General features: G+C 47.1%; 16 protein-coding genes and 1 pseudogene. 5 read left to right on the top strand and 12 right to left on the bottom strand.

The window, feature by feature from the left end:
- Positions 1-143: 143 nt before the first annotated feature.
- Entirely contained in the window at positions 144-2063 is a 1920-nt protein-coding gene (gene ltaS1, locus NST16_RS14155) for a lipoteichoic acid synthase LtaS1 (RefSeq protein ID WP_024120525.1), read from the bottom strand.
- A gap of 451 nt (positions 2064-2514) precedes the next feature.
- The gene (locus NST16_RS14160; protein WP_340887213.1) at positions 2515-5703 is read right to left on the bottom strand and encodes a bifunctional cytochrome P450/NADPH--P450 reductase; all 3189 of its coding nucleotides are present in this window, start codon (positions 5701-5703) and stop codon (positions 2515-2517) included.
- A 149-nt stretch (positions 5704-5852) separates the two neighbouring features.
- On the opposite strand from NST16_RS14160, the gene NST16_RS14165 reads away from it, so the two are divergent.
- Positions 5853-6923 (top strand): DUF3900 domain-containing protein, encoded by a 1071-nt coding sequence (locus tag NST16_RS14165; protein ID WP_229148847.1) that lies wholly within the window; start codon positions 5853-5855, stop codon positions 6921-6923.
- 33 nt (positions 6924-6956) lie between these two features.
- Here NST16_RS14165 and NST16_RS14170 read toward each other — a convergent pair whose 3' ends face one another.
- Positions 6957-8066 (bottom strand): FAD-dependent oxidoreductase, encoded by a 1110-nt coding sequence (locus NST16_RS14170; RefSeq protein ID WP_340887214.1) that lies wholly within the window; start codon positions 8064-8066, stop codon positions 6957-6959.
- Between the two features lie 161 nt (positions 8067-8227).
- Between NST16_RS14170 and NST16_RS14175 the strand changes: the two genes are divergently transcribed.
- Positions 8228-8731 (top strand): MarR family winged helix-turn-helix transcriptional regulator, encoded by a 504-nt coding sequence (locus NST16_RS14175; RefSeq protein ID WP_010333324.1) that lies wholly within the window; start codon positions 8228-8230, stop codon positions 8729-8731.
- Between the two features lie 187 nt (positions 8732-8918).
- On the opposite strand, the gene NST16_RS14180 is transcribed toward NST16_RS14175, so the two are convergent.
- From NST16_RS14180 to NST16_RS14190, 3 genes are all read right to left on the bottom strand, one after another.
- Positions 8919-9563, bottom strand: coding sequence for a Bax inhibitor-1/YccA family protein (locus tag NST16_RS14180; RefSeq protein WP_010333322.1), 645 nt, complete (start codon positions 9561-9563; stop codon positions 8919-8921).
- 115 nt (positions 9564-9678) lie between these two features.
- The gene (locus NST16_RS14185; protein ID WP_010333321.1) at positions 9679-9846 is read right to left on the bottom strand and encodes a YezD family protein; all 168 of its coding nucleotides are present in this window, start codon (positions 9844-9846) and stop codon (positions 9679-9681) included.
- A gap of 155 nt (positions 9847-10001) precedes the next feature.
- Complete coding sequence (locus NST16_RS14190; RefSeq protein ID WP_340887215.1) at positions 10002-10871, bottom strand: STAS domain-containing protein; 870 nt, start codon at positions 10869-10871, stop codon at positions 10002-10004.
- Between the two features lie 196 nt (positions 10872-11067).
- On the opposite strand from NST16_RS14190, the gene NST16_RS14195 reads away from it, so the two are divergent.
- From NST16_RS14195 to hmoA, 3 genes and pseudogenes are all read left to right on the top strand, one after another.
- Positions 11068-11622, top strand: coding sequence for a hypothetical protein (locus tag NST16_RS14195; protein WP_340887216.1), 555 nt, complete (start codon positions 11068-11070; stop codon positions 11620-11622).
- Positions 11623-11730: 108 nt separating this feature from the next.
- A pseudogene (locus NST16_RS14200) lies at positions 11731-11995 on the top strand (VOC family protein); the annotation flags it as partial.
- A 113-nt stretch (positions 11996-12108) separates the two neighbouring features.
- Positions 12109-12432, top strand: coding sequence for a heme-degrading oxygenase HmoA (hmoA, locus tag NST16_RS14205; protein WP_340887217.1), 324 nt, complete (start codon positions 12109-12111; stop codon positions 12430-12432).
- Positions 12433-12471: 39 nt separating this feature from the next.
- On the opposite strand, the gene NST16_RS14210 is transcribed toward hmoA, so the two are convergent.
- The 6 genes from NST16_RS14210 to NST16_RS14235 form a co-directional block, all read right to left on the bottom strand.
- Complete coding sequence (locus NST16_RS14210; protein ID WP_010333316.1) at positions 12472-13167, bottom strand: DUF421 domain-containing protein; 696 nt, start codon at positions 13165-13167, stop codon at positions 12472-12474.
- A 76-nt stretch (positions 13168-13243) separates the two neighbouring features.
- Positions 13244-14587: an alpha-galacturonidase LplD gene (gene lplD / locus NST16_RS14215; protein WP_340887219.1), complete on the bottom strand. Its 1344-nt coding sequence runs from the start codon at positions 14585-14587 to the stop codon at positions 13244-13246.
- 8 nt (positions 14588-14595) lie between these two features.
- A complete protein-coding gene (locus NST16_RS14220) occupies positions 14596-15483 on the bottom strand; it encodes a carbohydrate ABC transporter permease (protein WP_010333314.1) in 888 nt (295 codons plus the stop codon).
- A gap of 12 nt (positions 15484-15495) precedes the next feature.
- A complete protein-coding gene (locus tag NST16_RS14225) occupies positions 15496-16452 on the bottom strand; it encodes an ABC transporter permease (RefSeq protein WP_010333313.1) in 957 nt (318 codons plus the stop codon).
- Positions 16453-16506: 54 nt separating this feature from the next.
- Positions 16507-18015: an extracellular solute-binding protein gene (locus NST16_RS14230; RefSeq protein ID WP_340887221.1), complete on the bottom strand. Its 1509-nt coding sequence runs from the start codon at positions 18013-18015 to the stop codon at positions 16507-16509.
- A 121-nt stretch (positions 18016-18136) separates the two neighbouring features.
- Positions 18137-20710 carry an exo-rhamnogalacturonan lyase family protein gene (locus tag NST16_RS14235; protein WP_340887223.1) on the bottom strand — a complete coding sequence of 858 codons (2574 nt, stop codon included), beginning with the start codon at positions 20708-20710 and terminating at the stop codon, positions 18137-18139.
- Positions 20711-20743: the final 33 nt, after the last annotated feature.

Consider the following 20743-nt stretch of genomic DNA (forward strand, 5'->3'; position numbering starts at 1 on the left):
CGGTTTCAAAATCTACTGTAATGATATGAGAGAGAGGCGGCCTTGGTGACCAAATGGAATCTATTTTTTCAACTTGGTTATGTAACCACACAAAAAAAGAGCCCTGAGCGCGGCAATACGCCCGCTCAAGGCTCTTCTTTGTCTTATTCGATATCTTTTTCCTTGCCGTAATGATAATCAGACGGATCAACGGCTTTAAAGTCACTGAGTTTGTGGAATCTCAGCAGGTCTTTGTAAAGGACACTGTCAGAAAGCTTCAGCTGCTGTGTCACTCTTGTTTTCAGGTTTTTCGTATCTTCATTCGCTTTTACTTCTTTACCTGTCTTCGTATCATAGATGATATTGTCGACAGATGTGTACTTCGGCGTTACGAAATCGCCGTTTCTAAACGCCACTGTGTCGTCGTGGTCTTTAGAGAATAAATCGGTACCGAAGTTGATATATTTCTCAGAATCAATACCTTGCAAGTGAAGAAGTGTCGGCATGACGTCAATTTCGCCGCCATACGTATGGTTCACTCCGCCTTTTTTGCCAGGGATGCGGATCATCAGAGGCACGCGCTGGTTTTGCGCGTTTTGATAATCTGTGATCTCTTTTCCGAGAATTTCTTTCATCGCGCGGTTATGGTTTTCAGAGATACCATTGTGGTCACCGTAAATCATGATGACTGAGTTGTCATACAGACCTGCTTCCTTCAGTTCCTTGAAGAATTGCTCAAGGGACTCGTCAAGGTAACGGGCAGTCTGGAAATAGCTGTCGACTGTATTATCGCCAGTCGTCGCTTTCTTAATCGTCGCGTCTTTTTCATCCAAGTTAAACGGATAATGGTTTGTCAAGGTAATCAAATGTGCGTAAAACGGCTTTTTCAGAGATTCAAGTTTTGGAATCGATTCTGTAAAGAACGGCTTATCCTTGAGCCCCATATTAATGATGTTTTCTTCTGACATGTCATACGTGCTTGCGTCGAAAAATTTGTCATAGCCGATATGTTTGTAAATCTGGTCGCGGTTCCAGAACGATTTGTAGTCACCATGCAGGACGGCGCTAGTATAGCCTTCCTTCTGATCCAAAATCGCAGGAAGCGACTGGTATGTGTTTTCGCCTTTTGTTACAAATGCGGAGCCTTCTGGAAGACCGAAGATCGAGTTATCCATTGTCAGCTCGGCATCAGATGTTTTCCCCTGTCCTGTCTGATGGAAGAAGTTATCGAAGTACGTGACGTCTTCGCCGCCGTGGGCCAGTTTATTTAAGAATGGCGTAACTTCTTCACCGTTCAGCTTGTAATCAATCAGGAACGACTGGAAGCTTTCCAGGTGAATCTTAATGATGTTTTTGCCTTTGGCAGACCCAAAGTACTCAGCGTTCGGCTTCGCGTAATGAGACGTCGTGTAATTCTCGACACTTGTCAGATCATCGCTGCTTGCATACGCTCTTTGCGTTTCTGTTTGAGCCGTCTGCACACCGTCATAAATGGTGTAATTGTAAAGACCTAAGTATTTTACGATATAATTGCGGTCAAACGTTCTTGTCAGCAGCTGCGGGCGGTCTTTTTCCGCAAAATGCAGGTTGATGAAAAATAGTGCGACCCCGGAAAGAATTACCAAAGACGCAAAACGTTTTTTCATTTTGAATCCTTTGAATTCAGGTCTCCAGATCAATACCGCAATCAAGATGATAATATCTAAGAAATAGAAAATATCATGACCGGCCATGATGCTGAAAATACCGTCGCCCATGTTTCCGACGTTGCCGGACTGTTTAATGTTCGGGAACGTTAAGAAATCATCAAAGAAACGATAGAATAAAATATTTGCATATAAAATGAACGTCATCACAAAATCAATAATCAGCATGATAATAGCCGATTTTCGCCCTTTCGCAAGCAATGCCAGTCCTAAAAAGAAGACGGCGCTTGAGAACGGGTTAAACACCAAAAGGATTTCTTGGGTTGTGCCTTTTACCCCAAGGTTAAACTCTGTTTTGTAGGATAAATACGTTTTTGCCCAAAACAGTATAACAGCCAACACAAAAAAGCTAAGTTTGTAAGAAAAAAGTTTCTTCATGGCAACCTCTACTTTCTTAAACACGTTAAGTCTTTATTTACTTTTACTTTCTCTTTTATCCTGTCTTCCAATTCCTTCTTTCCAAACAAAATCAAGGCATCACACAACAAATAAATATACCGCGCTATACCGGGATATTTACGTTTTGCACATACCATTTCTATTACACCTATTTCAAACCAAACACTGGACGAAAGAAGCCCTCAATTCGTTTCACTTTTTTCTCGGAAATAAAAAAGGTTTCTTTTGTCCTGCCCGCTTTTGGAAAAAAAGAAATAGATACCGAGTATAAGAATAACATAAACTAGCAAAAACGAAAAATAGGTCTTAAGGACAGCCCGCCCTTCAGGCGGACTGTGGTTATTGTATGCACAGACGTTTAGCGAGATCACATTTTTTAAAAAAAGACATAACAAAAGGACTGGATCTCTCCAGTCCTTTGTAAAAACAATCAAATCCCCGACCAGACATCCTTTGCATATATGCCTGTTTCCTGCAGATGTCTGAGCCAGCCTTGCGCTTCTTCTTCACTGGTGCCATGAACAGATTGATACGCGTTTTGCAGCGCGGCCTCCACATCAGGCGCCATCCTGCTGCCGTCACCGCATACATAAAGACGGCCGCCGCGGTCGAGGATCGAAATTAAGGTTTCCGCATGCTCCTCCATGAGGTGCTGAACGTACGTTTTCGGTATGCCTTCTTTACGGGAAAAAGCCGTGTGCACAGTAACAATTCCGTCTTGTTCAAACTGCTTAAGCTCATCTCGGTAAATAAAATCGCGGTCGTTTCTGCAGCCAAAATAAAGATGGGCTTCGCCGAGCGTTTTTCCCTCGCGTTTTAAAGCTGACCGGGCTTGCAGGAATCCGCGGAATGGCGCAACCCCTGTTCCAGGCCCCACCATGATGATTGGTGTTTCAGGGTCTTCCGGAAGCTGAAATCGGGATTCCGGCGTGCGGACAAACATCACGACATCATCTCCCGCCTTCCGCTCCGCTAAGTCATTCGATGCCACTCCACGATATTCGCCGCTGCCGCTCCAAGCCGGCCCACGCACAACGCCTACAGTTATCGCGGCTTGTTCCGGATTCACCCGCGGGGAGCTTGAAATCGAATAATACCGCGGTTTTAACGGGCGTAAAAGCTCTAAAAACCGTTCAAACGGCATTTCACATGATTCATATTGCTCGAGCAGATCCAGCATGGAAATCCGTTTTTTCAAAATTTGTTCCTGATAAACGCCCTCTTCCGTCATATCTTCCAATTCACGTTTATGAGGCGGACAGACGGTAAATGCGGCCAGCTCGCGTATTTGCGCCCTGGTTGCGGCTTCCTGCACCTCAACGCTGTAGCTGAGCAGATCATGCAGGCTGACAGGCCGATCCAAAGGCAGGTGCCCGGAGCTGCGCCCGCTTGCCGTCAGTGTAACTTGGTCCGTTCCTTTTAAGCCGAATCTGTGAAGAATCCGGCTGACATTTGTCCGGCTGTTCCTTGGAAGAATGCCAAGGTGATCGCCCTCCCGATATTCGACGCCAGAAGGCAGCGCAATTTCGATATGTCGGGTGCTGCGGCCACTGTCTGCGGACTGGAGTTCTCGATTTTCCGCAATGGATGCGTGAACCGCTTCATACGACCGGGCTAATGGGGATTCTCCCAGCCCCCTGACAAACTGAAGGCTCAGCGTACTTCGCTCCTTATCAGCGTTTTCATTAAGTTCGAGTCCGAAGGCTTTGATGGCGTCCGACCACATGCTTTTTTTCCACTGGTCAAGCTGTCCTTCAAAATCACCGCTGACATCGCCCTCTCCGCGTGCAGAAAAACGAGTCGCCCCTTTTTCCGCTAGCTGCTCGTCAATGGTTCGCGGAACGTACTGATACGTGCTTGCCCAGTTATGATCTCCGCAGCCAAACACCGCATAATGGACACCCTCCAGCTCACCTGGCTGTATTTCGTCAAGCCACTGCACAAACTGACCCGCATTGCTTGGCGGTTTTCCATTATAGGAAGAGGTGACGATCACAACAGCTCCCTCTTTCGGCAGCTTTCCAATCTGATCGTTCAAGGGCGCCACCTCAGTCCTTACCCCGTGAAGACTCGCTGTATCGGCAAGCTCCCGGGCGACGCCTTCCGCGGTGCCGGTATCTGAGCCATACAGTACGAGTAGCGGCCGGTTGTTGAGACCGATAACCGAAGCACTCTTCGTTTCCTGTTTGCTCTTTTGTTCATCGTCGTGCGCCGCTTTTTCCTCCGACGGGACGCCGGCATGAATCGCTTCCTGATTTCGCGTTTGAACTCGGATGTGAAAATCACCGGGCTTAAGTGTCAGCGTTTGTTTGATATCAAGCTCGTAATTCTCGTGATCAATCAAAGTAAAATATTTTAATACCATGCCCAGCACAAGCGTAGCCTCATGCAGGGCAAACTGCATGCCAATACAGGCTCTCTGTCCATTCCCAAACGGCTTGTAGGCATGATGAGGCACTTGGTCCTGATGTTCGAACCGTTCTGGACGAAATTCTTCAGCGTCCTCTCCCCATGCGTCTTGATCGCGGTGAAGCTGCGGAATCAAGACAGAAATTCTGTCCTTGGTTGTGATCGGATATTTTCCGCCAATGACCGTATCTTCCTTCGGATAAAGACTGAAAGCCGGAGCCGTCGGCCATAAGCGCAGTGATTCATTTAAAATCATCCGTATGTATTTCAGCTCGAGCACTTGTTTATAGGTCGGCGCTGCACCCGTCAGCACCCGGTCGACCTCTTCATACGCCTTTTTCAGTTTGTCAGGATGCTTCAATAAAAAGTAGATCGCAAACGACAGCAGGCCGCTCGTTGTTTCATGCCCGGCAATTAAAAATGTAATGATCTGAAAACGGATATTTTCATCATCAAGCTTCTCCCCGGTCTCCGGATCTTCCACCTTCAGCATCCGGGCGAGCAAATCTTTTTCATCCTGATCTCCATCCGCCTTGCGCTCCGCAATAATGCTGTCGACTAACGAAAACATCGTTTGAATATCGTGGTGGAATTGGCGCTTTGTTCTGACCATGAGTTTATCTTGAACATCGAGCCGCTGCATCTGGTGCATCGCTTCATCCAGCGCGCGCACCATGCTGTTGATAAACGGATGAGGCGTTTCTCTGTAGTAGCTGTTAAAACGATAGTTAAACCCGCATAACCCAATCGTGTCCAATGTCAGCCGGGTCATATCAGCGGGAACATCGACTGCTTCATTCGGATTGAGCCGAGCCCACTTTTGAATCAGCTGAACAGCGATATCAACCATTTTTTCATGATAATCCTTCATGGCCCGCTGGCTGAACGTCGGCATGAGAATGTTGTGCGCTTTTCTCCAGTTGGGCTCGTGCGTCCAGCTTGTAAACAATCCGTCACCCGAAAACGCGCGAACCTTTTCCAAAGCGCCTTCAATGCTTTTATCGAAACGCTCTTCATCACAAACTTCTTTCACGAATTCATGGCCGGACACCACAATTGTCGTACCCGCCGGTGTGTGAATTTGAAAAATAGGGCCTTGCTCTTCCGCCAATTTGATCAGTGACAGAGTCGGTTTATCTTTATCAATTAAAGGAAGATTGCCGAGCGGTCCAAACGTCTTCGGCTGAGGAATCGGGCTTGTTTCCTTCATCGAACCATTCCTTTCCGTATGTAATGCTTTCTATCTGACTACATTTCCCTTTCATGGTGACGATTATTCCATTTCTCTGATTGACGCCTGATCGTTGTTTTTTCTATACTTGAGAAGCTGTACAATACGCAAATAAGGTGAGTTCACATATGGATTTTGAAATTCGATTTTTATCCTTTTATGTCATACAGGTGGAAGGCAAGGATGAGCAGGCAAACAAGCAATTCAAGCACTTCCAGACCCTTGATACAGAGGAGTTTGAAGAAAGCGAGCTGAAGGACTTTCTTGACGGAGAGCTGAAAAAAATCGTCAAACGGAAAGCCGACCGCCATCCGCCATCCGAGCAGGTGCCGACGAAAATCGGCCACTTTATCGTCGAGCCCGGCCACGAGCTGGATTCCAACCCGAACTACAACTTGTTCAACCGCGCCCGCCTGGCGGAAACAAAAGAGGACTTTAACGAGCTGAGCGAACAGTTCGTCCGCACGTACCTCGACACGAGTGCGGTCCGCGGCGGTGTATTCTTAGTCGCTTCGGCTGTGCCGAGAAAATACTTCGACGAGTCATTTGTCTTCATTATGAAATGTGATTTTGAGCCGAAGGTCGCCCGCATCTCAGACGCGTCTTCCCTCATTAAAAAAGTCGAAATGGCCATTACGACAAAAAACATGAAGAGCATCCAATACCCGTTCATGCCGGAGGAAGGAATGATCGAGGAAGGCGAGCTGAAAATCCACCAGGCCTCGCACGCCCGCTATTTCGAGGATTTCCTGAAATTCGTTGAGTACGGTGAATCAATGCCGGAAATCATGAAAACCCAGGTCATGAACATGGTGCAGGAACACGTCTATGAGACATTTGAGGACAACAGCGAAGAGCTCAAGCAGTTTGAACAAGACATCGAAATCTGGGAAGCGAGCGAAAAACGGGAAATCCAAGAGCGTCTCGACACACATCAAGTGATCGAAGCCTCCGCCCAGATCATCGAGCACACTCCGGAGGCCGAGCTGAAAATGAAAGTCGGAGAAACCGAGATTAAAGGATTGCTAGCTGATTTTGGCGAATCGATTCATCTCGCAAAAGTGAACGGGCGCTATGTCGCGCTGATTGAAGCGGAGACGATTTCGTTTGAGAAGGGCAGTTCGCCGGTGGAGTTTTATAAACCGGAGGGGCTGCATGAAGTGATTGAGCGGATACGGAATAAAACAGAGCAAGAATAAAAAGTCCAGAATTCAATTCTGGACTTTTCCTTTTTAATATCCTTCCCTCAACACCGCATAGCACTCCCCAATCAGCTCTTCCGCTCCCGGCTCTCCTTTCAGCCCGCGGCGGACGATTTCTGAAGATAAGTCCTGCACTTTGAGCGCTCTTGGTGCTCTTCTTTCGTCGTATGCCTGAAACGCGGTTTCGAGGTCGTCATGCTTTTTGAGCTCTTCGGAAAGCACAATCGCATCTTCAATGGCCATGGCCGCTCCTTGTGCCAAGGTCGGCGCTCCGGCGTGGGCGGCGTCTCCTCCGATGACGACGCGGCCTTTGTACCATGGCTCCTGCACGGCGACCTGCTCCAGTTTATTAAAAATGATGGGGTGTTCTTTTGACATATGCTTTGTGACAAAATCAAGCCCCGGGAAGCCTGAGAGGATCTCTTTGAGTCTATCAAACCGGGTCTCTTCCTCATCCCAGTAATCGCTCGTGCAAGGCTGGAGGACGAAGACATAGCCGGCGTGTTCCGCCAATGGCACGACGCCAATTTGTGTCTCTCCGCTTCTGTACATCAATGTCGCGTCCTCAAATGTGTAGTCGGGAAGCTCGATATAAAAGCGCCACGCCCCCATGCCGAGAAACTCTTTTTCTATTTCTTTTTGCAGCATGGTATCCCGCACAATGGAATGAATGCCGTCAAAGCCCGCCAGAATGTCAGCCTGCATCTTTTCTCCATCATCACATACGGCAGTAACCGCTTCAGGCGTTTCTTCATAAGCCACAATCTTTTTCCCCCACAAAATCCTTGCGCCCGAAGCTTCGGCATGCTTGATGAGAATGTCATTTAACGTTTTTCTCAGGATATTATTGCGGCCCGGAAGCTTATCATCTAAGAAAGACTCACTGACTTTGAATAACAGATTCCCCTGCTTATCGAATGTTTTAAACCACGCTGTTTGAAATCCATGCTCGCAGCACTCTTCAAATACGCCCAGCTCCTTTAACACCGCCAGTGCGTTTTGCGGCTGGAGAATCCCCGCGCCGGTCTTGCGGTTTTCTGTAGCCGCTTCACATAAGGTGACGGAAAAACCTGCTTTCCTGAGAGAAATGGCTGCCGACAGCCCGCCAATTCCGCCTCCCACTATCAGTATATGTTTCATGTTGATAACCACCTTTTCAGTTCGCTGTATGTAGTTAGGCGCCTAACTACATTACCTTACTATGTCCGGCAAACAGCTGTCAATCACCTCCAACACAGGTTGCATTCTGATTTTCCCTCCATTATAATCGTGTCACGACAATCGTACGGGAGCATATCGTGATGGAATTAAAACATTTACCGAAATACAAGCATATAACAGAACACGCCGAGACGTATTCCAATGTGGACGCCGGCTCTCTTGAATTGTTTTTATCTTTGTTTGATATCTCGAAAAAAATGAATCATGTGATGGAGCATTATTTCGCCAGACGCGGATTGTCTGAAGGAAAATTTAAAATCCTGATGCTTTTGTTCGACGCAAAGGACCACACGTTAAGCCCGACGGAGCTCGCCAAGCAATCAAACGTCACGAAGGCAACGATTACCGGCCTGCTTGACGGACTGACGAGGGATGGATTTGTCCGGCGCAGGCATCACAACGAGGATAAACGAAAAATCAGCATTGAGCTGACAAAGGAAGGCAAAGAACGGCTGGAGCAATTTCTGCCCGGCCATTTCAGCAGGATTTCCGCAGTAATGGAGAACTACAGCAATGAGGAAAAAGACATGTTCGTGAATATGCTGAGTGATATGTTTGAAAAGCTAAGCGTGTTTAAAGACTAAAAAACCCGTCCGATCTGGACAGGCTACAGTACTTTTTTTAAGCACGGTGACAAATATGCCGTTGATCACAAACACAATGCCGCTCAGAACAGATGTAAAAATGCCGGACACCTTTGCCACGCCACTGTACATAAAAAAACGCCAACCGTTACAAAAAGCGCCTATCTCAATGACAGGCGCTTACTGATTAATCATCACTGCTTAAAATGCCAAAGAAGCGAAGCAGGTTGATGAACAAGTTGATAAAGTCAAGGTACAGCGATAATGCCATAACCGGAATTAAGTCCTCCGTAATATCGCGGTGTTTGATTTGGTTCAAATCATACAAGATGTAAAGGGAAAAGACGATGGTTCCAATAACGGAATACGCCATCATCGCCGCGGAATTCAGCGGGCTGAAGATGCTGAAAATGCCAACCGCAATTAGTGCGATGAGCGCTACGAGCAGAAACGACGACAGGAACGATAAATCCTTCTTCATTTTTGCGCCGATTGTACCGAGCACGGCAAAAATTAAAAATGTAGATCCGAACGCTTCAAGCACCACATAGGCGCCGGCAATTGAAGCGTAGTGGCTGACAATCGGAAATAGGGTAATGCCGGAAACGAAGGCGAATGTATAAACAAACGCATACCCGACCGCTTTTCTTCTGCGCATCCAGAAGGCGATAATGATCATCGCCACTTCAAGGATCGAAAGCGGCAGCATCAAAGCGACAGGAATAAACTGGCCGATGTACAGCCCGACGGTTGCGATCAGCAGTGTAAAGATAAACACTGTCAAAATGCGCTGCATGATCGAATGCTTACTCTCATGAACTGTAGCTTGCATGTCAAAAATCCTCCTAAGAAATGATCTTAAAGGTCTATTATATAAAAAATGGATGAAATATGTATATGTTTTAAGGAGAATTTAATGTCGAACAAAAACCTTTAAAACACCTCTTTTACTTCGATTCTTTGCTTTTCAGTGAGAAACGGTGCTTTTCCACCTTCTCAATCTGGGTGACCTGGGAATCATGTACGGTGATTTGAACGGTGCCGAAATCCAGTGTTTCCAACGAGCTGATGATTTTTTCAATCACTTTCGGATCAACGGTTGTTTTTGAAAGCAATGACCTTCCCCCCTGTTCAGTTTTAATTCATAGTATTCTTATAAGAATTATAATATTATGTTTTTTCCAATAAATCAATGGTGATTTCCATTCAAATCAAAAAGGCATATGATCACCCAATCAAGGGACGGTCATATGCCTCATCAGATTTCATCTTAGTTTTCTTCCAATTCCTCAACAATACAGCGGACGCCCATGTTTTCAAGCGCCTGCTTCAACGAGCCGTATGTTTCATATTCACTGAAATCAAGCCCTAATTGAATCGATGTTTGGGCGACATCCGGCCGAATACCTGAAAAAACGGCTTTGACGCCAAGTAAGAAAAGTGTTTTCGACAGGTTGTACAATTGCTGCGCAACCATTGTATCCACAATCGGGACGCCGGAAAGATCGACTACAAGGTTTGTAATTTTTCTCTCAATGCATCGGACCGGCACTGTCTCTAAAATTACCTGCGCACGTTTTGTGTCGACAGAGCCAATCAGCGGCAATATGCCGATTCCATCCGCAATGGAAATCACCGGACAGCCTAATTCACTGATTAATTCCTGCTGAGAAGTGAGCCTCATCAGCATAAATTTTTGATACTGCTCGGAAAACTCAATAATCAGCTTATCGAAAGACTGATTCACAATACGGTTCCAGCGGTCAGCATCCTCATTTGTGACGATATCCCGATGCTCTTTTATAAACGTAACAACAGCATCCCAGAATGCGATTCTTGAATTTGATATGGCTTCAACGACCTCATGCACCGGAACATCTTGCTCTACTCTTTTTTTCGCAACATTCAGCGCCCATTTTGCCATATTGTCTTGAAATTCAGTTTGTTCCTCCAGGAATGCACTTGCAATTGTTATATTAGTAAACGTATGTTGCTCCGTCAAAAGCTTTTTCGTATCTTCACTTAAATGCTCGGCGGAATATAATTCGCCCTGCAGCTGTCTCCGTAAACTGAACCATTTCTCAGTAATGTCAGCCGTATGGTCTATGATATATTGATATAGTTTTTGATCGATATTCACGGTCTGTCTCCTTTTTCGTAATAGAAGCTCTTATATTATAAAATTATAAATCGAAATTGTGAATGGGACTAGGGAAAAATAGATTGATTCTGCACACTGAGCGCATGCCAATTCTATCCATAGGCAGATTCACCAATATAAGCCCACTTTCATATCCTGTCAAATGTACAGTTTACTTGAGAAAGGACGTTATGATATGTATTATGATCCATATATGTATGATGGGCCGATCTATGATCCATGGTCCCCAGTAGAATATGATTACCGCTACCCAGTTGGATATCCAGGGCCTGGTATTGGCGGAGGCGCCGTACCTGGATTTGGCGGAGGTGCTGGGCCTGGTATCGGCGGAGGTGCTGGGCCTGGTATCGGCGGAGGCGCCGTGCCGGGAATTGGCGGAGGTGCTGGGCCTGGTATTGGCGGAGGTGCCGTGCCTGGTATCGGCGGAGGCGCCGTGCCGGGTGTTGGTGGAGGAGCGCCGCAAGGGCCTCCGCCTCATAAAAAGCCGGCAAAACCGCAAAAGCCTCAGGGCTTGCATGGGGCAGCTTATTTAGTTGAACCCGTTCTCATTCAGCCTTGTCTCTTCCGATTTACCTATGTTTGGTTAACCAACGGCAGCTCATTTTGGTTCTTCCCAATCATTCTTGGAAGAGAATCCGTCGGCGGCTTTTATTGGGATGCCTCACACCATCGCTGGTTTTATTACGCCTTGGACACAAAACATATAGATGTCGTAAGCTGTTCATATTAATGGTCAATCAGCCGGTTCTTCCGGCTGATTTTTCTGTGTTCCATTAGCTTTAACAGGTTAAGATATACATATTTATTGAATTGGAGGTCTCCCTATGATCAACAAATCGACATTGTGGCGGACCATCCGATGGACCAAACGCAAGCTGGCTGGAGGTCGCGCCTGCAGGGGCACAGAGTCGTTTAGTCATTTATCCGAAAGCGATGATGAAAGGAGCCGAACACAAGAAGGCTTCTATTGTCTTTGAGTGTGAAGGCATCTTTGGTTCATATGATTGAATGAGGGCAAACAGTGTAGAATTCTCAGTGAGCCGAACCAAATGGAGTGGGGCACCTTTGTTCAATTTCAGGACGAGGACGGCAATGAGTTTTGATTGAAAGCATAAGTGCGGCGGCGGAGAAAATGCTCCGCCGTGCTCTTTTTTTGACATTGAGAATGAATTTCATTTACAATAACGGATATATGAGTGTGATTGGGGAGAGATAAATGTTTGTTCAGTTGAGAAAAATGACGGTAAAAGAGGGCCATGCTGATCAGGTGATTGACCGTTTCAGCGCTGAAGGAATCATTGAAAAACAGGAAGGCTTAATTGATGTGACCGTGCTTGAGAAAAACGTCCGCCGCGGCGATGAGGAAGTCGTTGTCATGATCCGCTGGGAATCCGAGGATCACTGGAAGCAGTGGGAAAAAAGCGATGCGCATATCGCCGGGCATAAAGCGAACAAAGGCAAGCCAAAGCCTGACTATATGATTGGCACTGAAGTGAGCATGTATCACGTGAGAGCTGTCAAACAAGGGACTCATCAATAACGGGAAAAAGAGCTTGGGCTGTGCCGCAAGCTCTTTTTTTCATGAAAATCTGCTTTCTTCAAATGTGACGGCGTACAGCGGTTTATTAGCATGCCATTCAGCAAATAACACATCCTCAGTCTTTTCAATTCCCTGCTTTTTCAGCGTTTGCCGCAGCCATTGTTCGTCTACCCCCGCTTCTTGCAGGTTGTCATACACAATCTCTCCATCAAGAATTAACGTGGTGGGCAAAGACACATCTTGCGGCGGAAGATTCATATCTTTTCTCGTCGGATTGCCAAAATCGGATTTCTGAAGAACGCTGACCATCCCGTTTGTTTCTAATATGGCATATTCCACTTCCTGTATGGAAAAGCAGCCTGCCTGCCTTAAAAGGCTCTGCAGCTGATTAATGTCGAGCTTGTTTTTCTTTAGCATCTCATATTTCAGCTTCCCTCTATGAATGACAATACTCGGTTCACCTTCCAGGAACTTTCTGGAGCCCTTTATTTTTTGGGTAATGAATTCAATCAGATAAATCAGCAATCCCCATAGCAGTGAAGCAAAAATGATCTCTTTGATCTTAATTTCATGATCATACACTGCATTTCCGACCAGTTCCCCTAAAATCAAAGCAGAAATAAAGTCAAACGGAGTGATTTGAGAGAATTGGGTTTTTCCGAGAAACTTCAAAATGACAAATAAAATACCCAAACCGCAAACTAATTCTGCCGCTACACTGAGATAATCTCCCATGTTGATAGCACCTACTTCTTAAGAGCTACTATCATTATGGTCAACTGCATTATTTCTAAACGGTCACTGTCTGCTATTATAAAATCGGCTGATGCTTTGACAGCATATCGTCAAAAAGCTGCTCCGCATCATGGCGGTCGAGTGTGACAAGCGGGTCATTGAGAAACGCTTGAAAAGCGAGACCGCGGTCCTTTGTTAACCCCGCTTCCGCCACTGCCTCCTGATTGGATACGTGTCGTGCCGCCAGCAGTTCCACACCCTTCGGCAGCGCTCCGGAAACAATCGGCTGGACACGGTTGCGGGTAATAAATGCGTTTGTTTCCACGATCGCATCTAATGGCAGATGAGCGACCTGGCCTTGATTCGGCAGATTCACATTTGTTACAAGTTCGCCCAGCCCGAGGAGTGCCGCCATGATGTTCACGCCCTCTTCTCCTGATGCTTTCCTCTCAACACCCCGTTTTTGCTGTGCCATGTAATCCGTTTCTTTTTGTTTCCGGTCTCTGTCCTGTTTTCTGAAGGATATGGGTGTGAGGTGAAACTTCCATGTCTCAGGCTGTTTGAGATAACAACCGGGGAAAAACTCAGCCAGATGCCTGTCACCCGCAGCGGGGATGGCACCGTATGTTTCAAATAAATCAAATGCAATATGGTGTGCAGAGCGAAATACGCTGTCCTTCCAGCTTTCTCCCTCCAGCTCATAGCCGGATTCGGCATAATGCGCACAGAAATCATGGAAAACAGGCAGCAGATCAATATGCCGGTAAGAAGCTGCTGTCACCCATGTAAAATGGTTAATGCCCAGCACATGAACATGAATGTCTTCACGCCGCTTCACCTCTAGTCCAAGCCTATTTGTAACCATCTCCGCCAGCAGTTTTTGCGTGCCGAATACTTCGTGGCAGCAGCCGAACGCTTTTATACCGGGAAACACTTTATACAGCGTTCTCGTGCACACAGACATTGGGTTTGTATAATTGATGACCCATGATTCGGGGGCATAGTCTCTTATTGCCCGGGCAATTTCTGCAAACATCGGAACGGCCCGCAAACCTCTCATGATTCCCCCAGGTCCGACAGTATCACCAACCGATTGATAGATGCCGTATCGCTCAGGCAGATGAACGTCCGATTCCATGTCATCCAAGGTACCCGGCAAAATCGAAATAATGATGATATCTGCACCGGATAATACCTTTTTCAAAGTAGAAACCGCCTCATACCTCCATCTGCCGTCCCCGCTGTGATTGCCGATGATTTCATTTTTCTTTGCCGCTTCAAAATTCAGATCATAGAGCGCCACCGTGCCTGACATTCGTTCATCAAGGGACAAATCGCTCATCAAGCTTCGAGCCCAGCCTTGGGAGCCTCCGCCGATATACGCGATTTTGATCTGATCTAACGTACTGATATGAAACACTCCCTTTCTCAGCCTTTCACAGAACCGATCAGCATGCCTTTGGCAAAATGTTTTTGTAAAAATGGATAAACCGCCAGTATCGGTATGGTCGCGATGACGATGACAGCAAGCTTAATTCCCTGCTCCGGCGGAATGGTATTTTGCATCGTATCGCCATTGGTCGCCGTTAAGTCCGATAAAATCGTGACCTGGCGAAGCACCATTTGCAGCGGCCATTTTGCACTGTCATTGATATATAAGAGAGCATGGAAAAAATCATTCCAAATCCCGACCGCATAAAACAGCGCAAAAGTGGCAATGACCGGCTTTGACAGCGGCAAGGCGATCCGCCAAAAGACGCCGATTTCTGAACAGCCGTCAATTTTTGCTGATTCCTCAAGCTCCCGCGGCAGCTGCTGAAAGAAGTTTTTGATAATTATGAGGTTAAACGGATTGATCGCCATCGGCAGAATCAGCGCCCAATAGGAATCCAGCAACCCAAGTGATTTGACGACAAGGTACGTCGGAATCATCCCCCCGGAAAACAGCATCGAGAAAATCACCAGGTTTAACAGCAGATTCCGTCCTTTCACATGCCGCTTCGCCAGCGGATACGCCATCGTAAAAGTGAAAAACAATTGCACGGCTGTCCCGACAACAGTGATGAAGATGGATACGCCCATGCTTCTGATAAACGTCGGTGTCGAAAACACGTACCGATAAGCGTCAAGGGTAAAGGTTTCCGGGAAAATAAAGAAACTGCGCTGAGCCAGCTCAGCTTCTGTCGCAAAGGAACCTGCGATAATATACAAAAACGGCAAAATGGTAATCGCGCCGACGCCGCCGAGAAACAGAATGTTGCAGACATCAAATACCCGTCCGGCTTTTGTGTTGTGCATCGTGTGTATGTCAGCCATACTCTCCCTCCTCTAAAACAATCCTTCCTGATCGAACTTTTTCGCGATGTAATTGGCACCGAAAATTAAGATAATCCCGACAACCGATTTAAACAAACCGACAGCCGTGCTGTAGCTGTATGCGCCTTGGGTAATCCCCATCATGTAAACATACGTGTCGAAGATGTCGGCCACGCTGCGGTTGAGCGAGTTTGTCATCAAATACACCTGTTCAAAACCGATATTTAAAAAGCTTCCGATCCGTAAAATTAAAAGTACAATGATGGTGCTCCTGATTGCCGGAAGCGTAATATGCCACATCCGCCTGAACCGGCCGGCCCCATCCATGATCGCCGCCTCATATTGCTCCTGATCCACCGTTGCCAAAGCGGCGAGAAATAAAATCGTTCCCCAGCCTGTCTCCTTCCATATGCTTTGCATGACAATCATCGGCCGGAACCAGTCAGCGTCTGATAAGAAAGAAACCTGATTCCCCGTCAGGCTCATGACCATTTTGTTGATGACGCCTGTATCGACTGTAAAGAAAACAAAGGTGATGCTGACCACGATTGTCCATGAGACAAAATGGGGCACGTAAATAAGGGTCTGAACGCACCTTTTATACACAGCCTTCCTCAGCTCATTCAACAGCAAAGCCAAAATGAGCGGCGCAGGAAAGGCAAAGAGCAGATCAAGGCTTGCCAGCATGAGCGTGTTGCGCAGCAGCCGGAAAAAATCCGGATTCATAAAAAAGTCTTTAAAATAATCAAGACCGACCCATTCGCTTTTCCAGAAGCCTAGATATGGCGAATAATCCTTAAATGCAATGAGAACGCCCCACATCGGCAGGTATTTGAAAACCAAAAAATAAAGCAGACCGGGAATAAGAAGAAGATAAAGCCATTTGTCTCTTTTGAGCGCAGCCATCCAGCTGATGCCTTTCTCAGCGGTGAGAACAGGTGCGTTTCCCTTCTTCGGCACCGTTTCCATATCTGTTCTCCTTTCGTGATACCGGCGCGCCCGCCGAACGGCAGGCGCATCGGTTTATTTTGACGTTTGATACAATTTGTTTAAGTCCTTCATCAGTTCATTGCCGCCGCTGTTTTCCCAAAGCTTCACCGCATCCTTGAAGCCTTTTTCATCGATTTCTCCGATAATAAATTGCGTTCTCGCATCAAGAATGATGTTGTCAAGCTGGGCTCCTTTTTGGGTATAGACACCGGAGACAAGCGACTCCGCCGGGTTAAAGACGGCTATTTTTTCTCCTTTCGTGATGATGTCCTTGCGATGCTGGAAGAGCTTTGTTTTCTGATCTTCGATGTAGTACTCGCTTTTCGGGATGGACATGCTGAACTGGGCTAAGCCTTCATGCTCATACAGGAGGGATTTGTTGCTTTTTTCAAGAGAGGTGAATACGCCGTCCTTCAGCTCATAATTTCGGTCCTCCACTCCGTTGTTGGTCAGAATCTGTGCTTCCTTATCGTTCAGCTTATCAAGGAAGGACAGTACCTCTTTCAGCTCTTTTTCCGTTTTCACGCTTGATTTTGGTATCGCAATCATGCCTGAATATCCTGATGTCGGGAAGGTGCGCTTGCCTTTTGGTCCTTCTACTGTGCCGACGATATCAATGACATCCTTGTTCGACTCATCCGCTTCTTCCATGGCACTTTGAATTTGCGACGCTCTGGAGCCTGTATCAACGATGACACCCGCTTTTCCTTTTACAACCGGGTCATTCCACTTCGCCGAATCCATAACAGCAAAATCCTTGTTGATCAACCCTTCATCATACAGCTTCTTAAAGAAGGTGAGCGCCTCCATATATTCCTTCGTTGTAAAATCAGGCACGAGCTTCCCGTTTTCAACGCCGTAGCGATTCGGGGCGCCGAACCAAATTTGCAGAACATCCCACGGGCTTCCGTTGCCAAGCCCCATCCATTTCGGCACGACCATGCCGTACGTATCGTCCTTGCCGTTTCCGTCAGGATCTTTTTCCTTAAAGGCCTTCAGCACTTCATAAAAATCATCTAGCGTTTCCGGCATATCGAGTCCGACGTTTTTGAGCCAGTCGGTTCTGATGATCATACAGGCTCTGATCAAGTCTCTCGATCTGTAGACCCCGTACACCTCGCCATTTATTGAGCTGTTCTTAAGTATCTTTTCATCAGCCTGGCTTACATTCTTGTAGTCTTTTAAATAAGGAGACAGCTCCCAAAAAGCGCCCGCTTTGACAGACTTGATAAAGCCGGCTGACTTATCTTTAATCACAATCGCATGAGGCATCTCTCCAGAGGCCATGACGATGTTAAATTTATCGTTGTAGGATGAATCAGGCACCCATGTGACCTTAATATTTTTGCCTGTGTATTTCTCTAACGCTTTTAATGATGGGCTTTTATCACTCGGGCTTTCCGGTGACAGCAGCGGCGCCATGATGTTGATCGTGTTTTTTGAATCGCTCGCTGAATTGGATGTTTCTGAATTGCTGCACCCGGCTATCATCATGGCAGCGAGCGGTAGAGCGAGCCATTTTTTTCGTATTCTTTTTTTCATGATGCGTCAGTCCCCCTTTTTCTCCTTTTCATTTCACCTTTGCCACCCCTAATATAAAGCGCTTACATAAATTCCTGCAATCTTCATTTTTTGCATCATTTTTCCTATAGAATGAAGGCTGTTATCCTTTTTTGCAGGATGTATCTTTTTTTGCAGGGAGGTATTCACCTATTAATTCAAGTGCCGCAATGACATTTAAACACCATTGAGATATAGTGTTTGTCGTTACCCACGGAAGCTCTTCAAGCTGAGTCCATGTCTCGATTGGCACGGGTTTGATAGGAAGCGGCGTATGGCTCAGTTTATGGTCGAGCAAAAGATTCCACGCTTTTTCGGCGAGGTAATGGTCTTGTTTTTTTCTCGCAGCATAGGCTGTCATACCAGCCGCAAACAATGGCCAGTGAAAGTGCCCGTCATGGAGCACACCTCCGCTTTTTTTGCGTTTTTCTTCATCACTGAATGTGTAAAACTCGCCAAATTCACTCAGCATTTCCTCCCATTCGCGGTCATCGAGAAGCTCAGCCAGCTCCATCCACACTTGCGGCGCGCCAAACGCAATGATCATATGATAACCGCCCGCGATGCCGTCTCCCATATGATGAAGCATAGACGTCGCCGGATCATATTCAAACGTCGGACCTGATAATAAGCGAAGCGGCAGGCGTTTCAGACAGCTGATGCCCGTTTGGATTTTCCTCAGATATTCAGGATTCTCAGTCCGCTCCCATTCCGCCAGCCAGTTCGAGCAAAACGCCGCCCAATCCGGCCCCGTTCTGACGTGAGTCGGGTGCTCTCCTTTCTCGTAGAAGGCACGCATCGGATCGGTGTTTACTAGGGCGGCATCGGCGTCCTTCACTTCTGTCAAAAGATCTCCCGTGCGCTCATCCCCCGTCAGATAATAGTAGAATTTATAAAGGCCGGCCATGCTGATTCTCGCTTCCTTGCAGCCGCATCCCCAGTGCACCACGTTATGTCGGGAGCCAAGCCCCGCATATTCTCCGAGATGAAAACAGTCGGTTTCACTTGTATGGCGGGTCATTGCTTCTGCCATTCGGAACAGATCCTCTCTGCCGGAGCGGAAAAACGCCTGCCACAGCCATAAGGTCGGAACGAGTTCATTATTTTGCCACGCGTATCCGCCGAGATCATACCGCCACATATGCCGGATCGGGTCATACGTATGCATGACGTCCCCATAGTTCCAGAACCCGTACCATCTGCGCTGCTCCACTTCTTTTTGATAAAACAAGAAGGCGGCGTCCAGCTGTTCTTCCAGCTCTTTTTTGACCGGATCGGCCGTATCGATCACACTCCAAACGCCAAGCGCTTTTGACTCGTAATAAACGTCCGGCTCACAAATGAGCAATGGCGGTGCCTGCCATTTGTCCGCTAACGCATTCAGCACGTCATCTGACGGCATCTGAGAGAAGCATGACAAGCTGATGTCGTTTGTGTTGGCAATGCCTGTCGGATCAGAACGCATCTCATCAAACCCTTCGTACGCGCTGACGACATGGGTGTTCCCTGTATAATGCCTGAAATCCATTGCTTCCGCGTCTGGCGGCCAGAGCCAGACGGTCATGTTCGGTTGATCACCGGCAAGACCTGTTATCTCAAGTGATGACGGATATTTTTCAAAAAAATACCGCAGACCGAGCGCTACCCCTCCATTTTCGCCGCCCGCATAGCAAAGCCCCTTCGCCCGCTTGCCATGCAGCACGTCAACCCACGAATATTCCTTGCCGGTCCGTTTTGCCAGACGGTAATGATCGCTGGAGTCCTGAACGAGTTTCATATCATTCCAAACTGCGTTCTGCACGCCGTGTGCAAACCATTCCTTGTGCTCTTCACTTGGAGAAATCGGTTCGCCATTGATGTGCCGCTGATAAAGAGGATACCGTTCACTCCATTTGCGGGTGCCAAACAGCTGGGCGGGTTCTTTATAAACGCCTTTGTCCCCCGCAAAACGGAAATGGCGGTTGTACGGCTCTCCCTGTAAAAAGAGGTCAAACTGCATGCCAAGCCCTTTGATGAACTCTCGTTTGAAATTCCTGTCGATCAGCTGAGTGTGCATGATATTCATCTCTGAAAGCCCGGCATAAAATGTGAATCTGATGATAAAGGGCAGCCACTCTTCTTTTGTCTTTTGGAGTAGATGAACCCCCTCCATCTTGATGACTGCTTTTACAGGACCTCTCTGTTCAATGACCACACGTTTGATAAGACTGACCGATGTTTCATGAAAAAAAACCTTTTCCGCCGCCATCTCCTTTCTCGTTTCCTTTATTGCGATCAGCCGCCCGCCTGCGGCGATCGGCTTTCCGTTCATCACCAGCGATTGAATGATGTCGGAGCCCGTTTTATTCACAGTGCAGACAAGCGCTCCGGTATCCACTTGGATTGCATCCTTTGACTCGTGGATCATGAGCTTTTTCGCTGGCGGCTGGGTCTCTTCTTTTTGCAGGGTAAAGCTTGTATCGGTTTGTTGACTGAACACAGCCGCGTGCTTCGTCCATTTGATGCTCCCGTCCGGCCAATAGGCCGACGGCTCGCTTTGCACATAGCCGCTTTCACCCTTTGCATTGATAAGCGCCAGACAGTCTCCCTTTTTCAATTCTCCTTTTTTCCAAGGCACCCCCCACGTTACACCGCTTTTCAGCTGAGGTTGTTCTGATAGCCATTTAATCTTTTTCATCGGTTCTCTCCTTCCATATAAAAAAGCTGATTC

It is taken from the genome of Bacillus sp. FSL K6-1005, assembly GCF_038000225.1.
Lineage (GTDB): Bacteria > Bacillota > Bacilli > Bacillales > Bacillaceae > Bacillus > Bacillus mojavensis.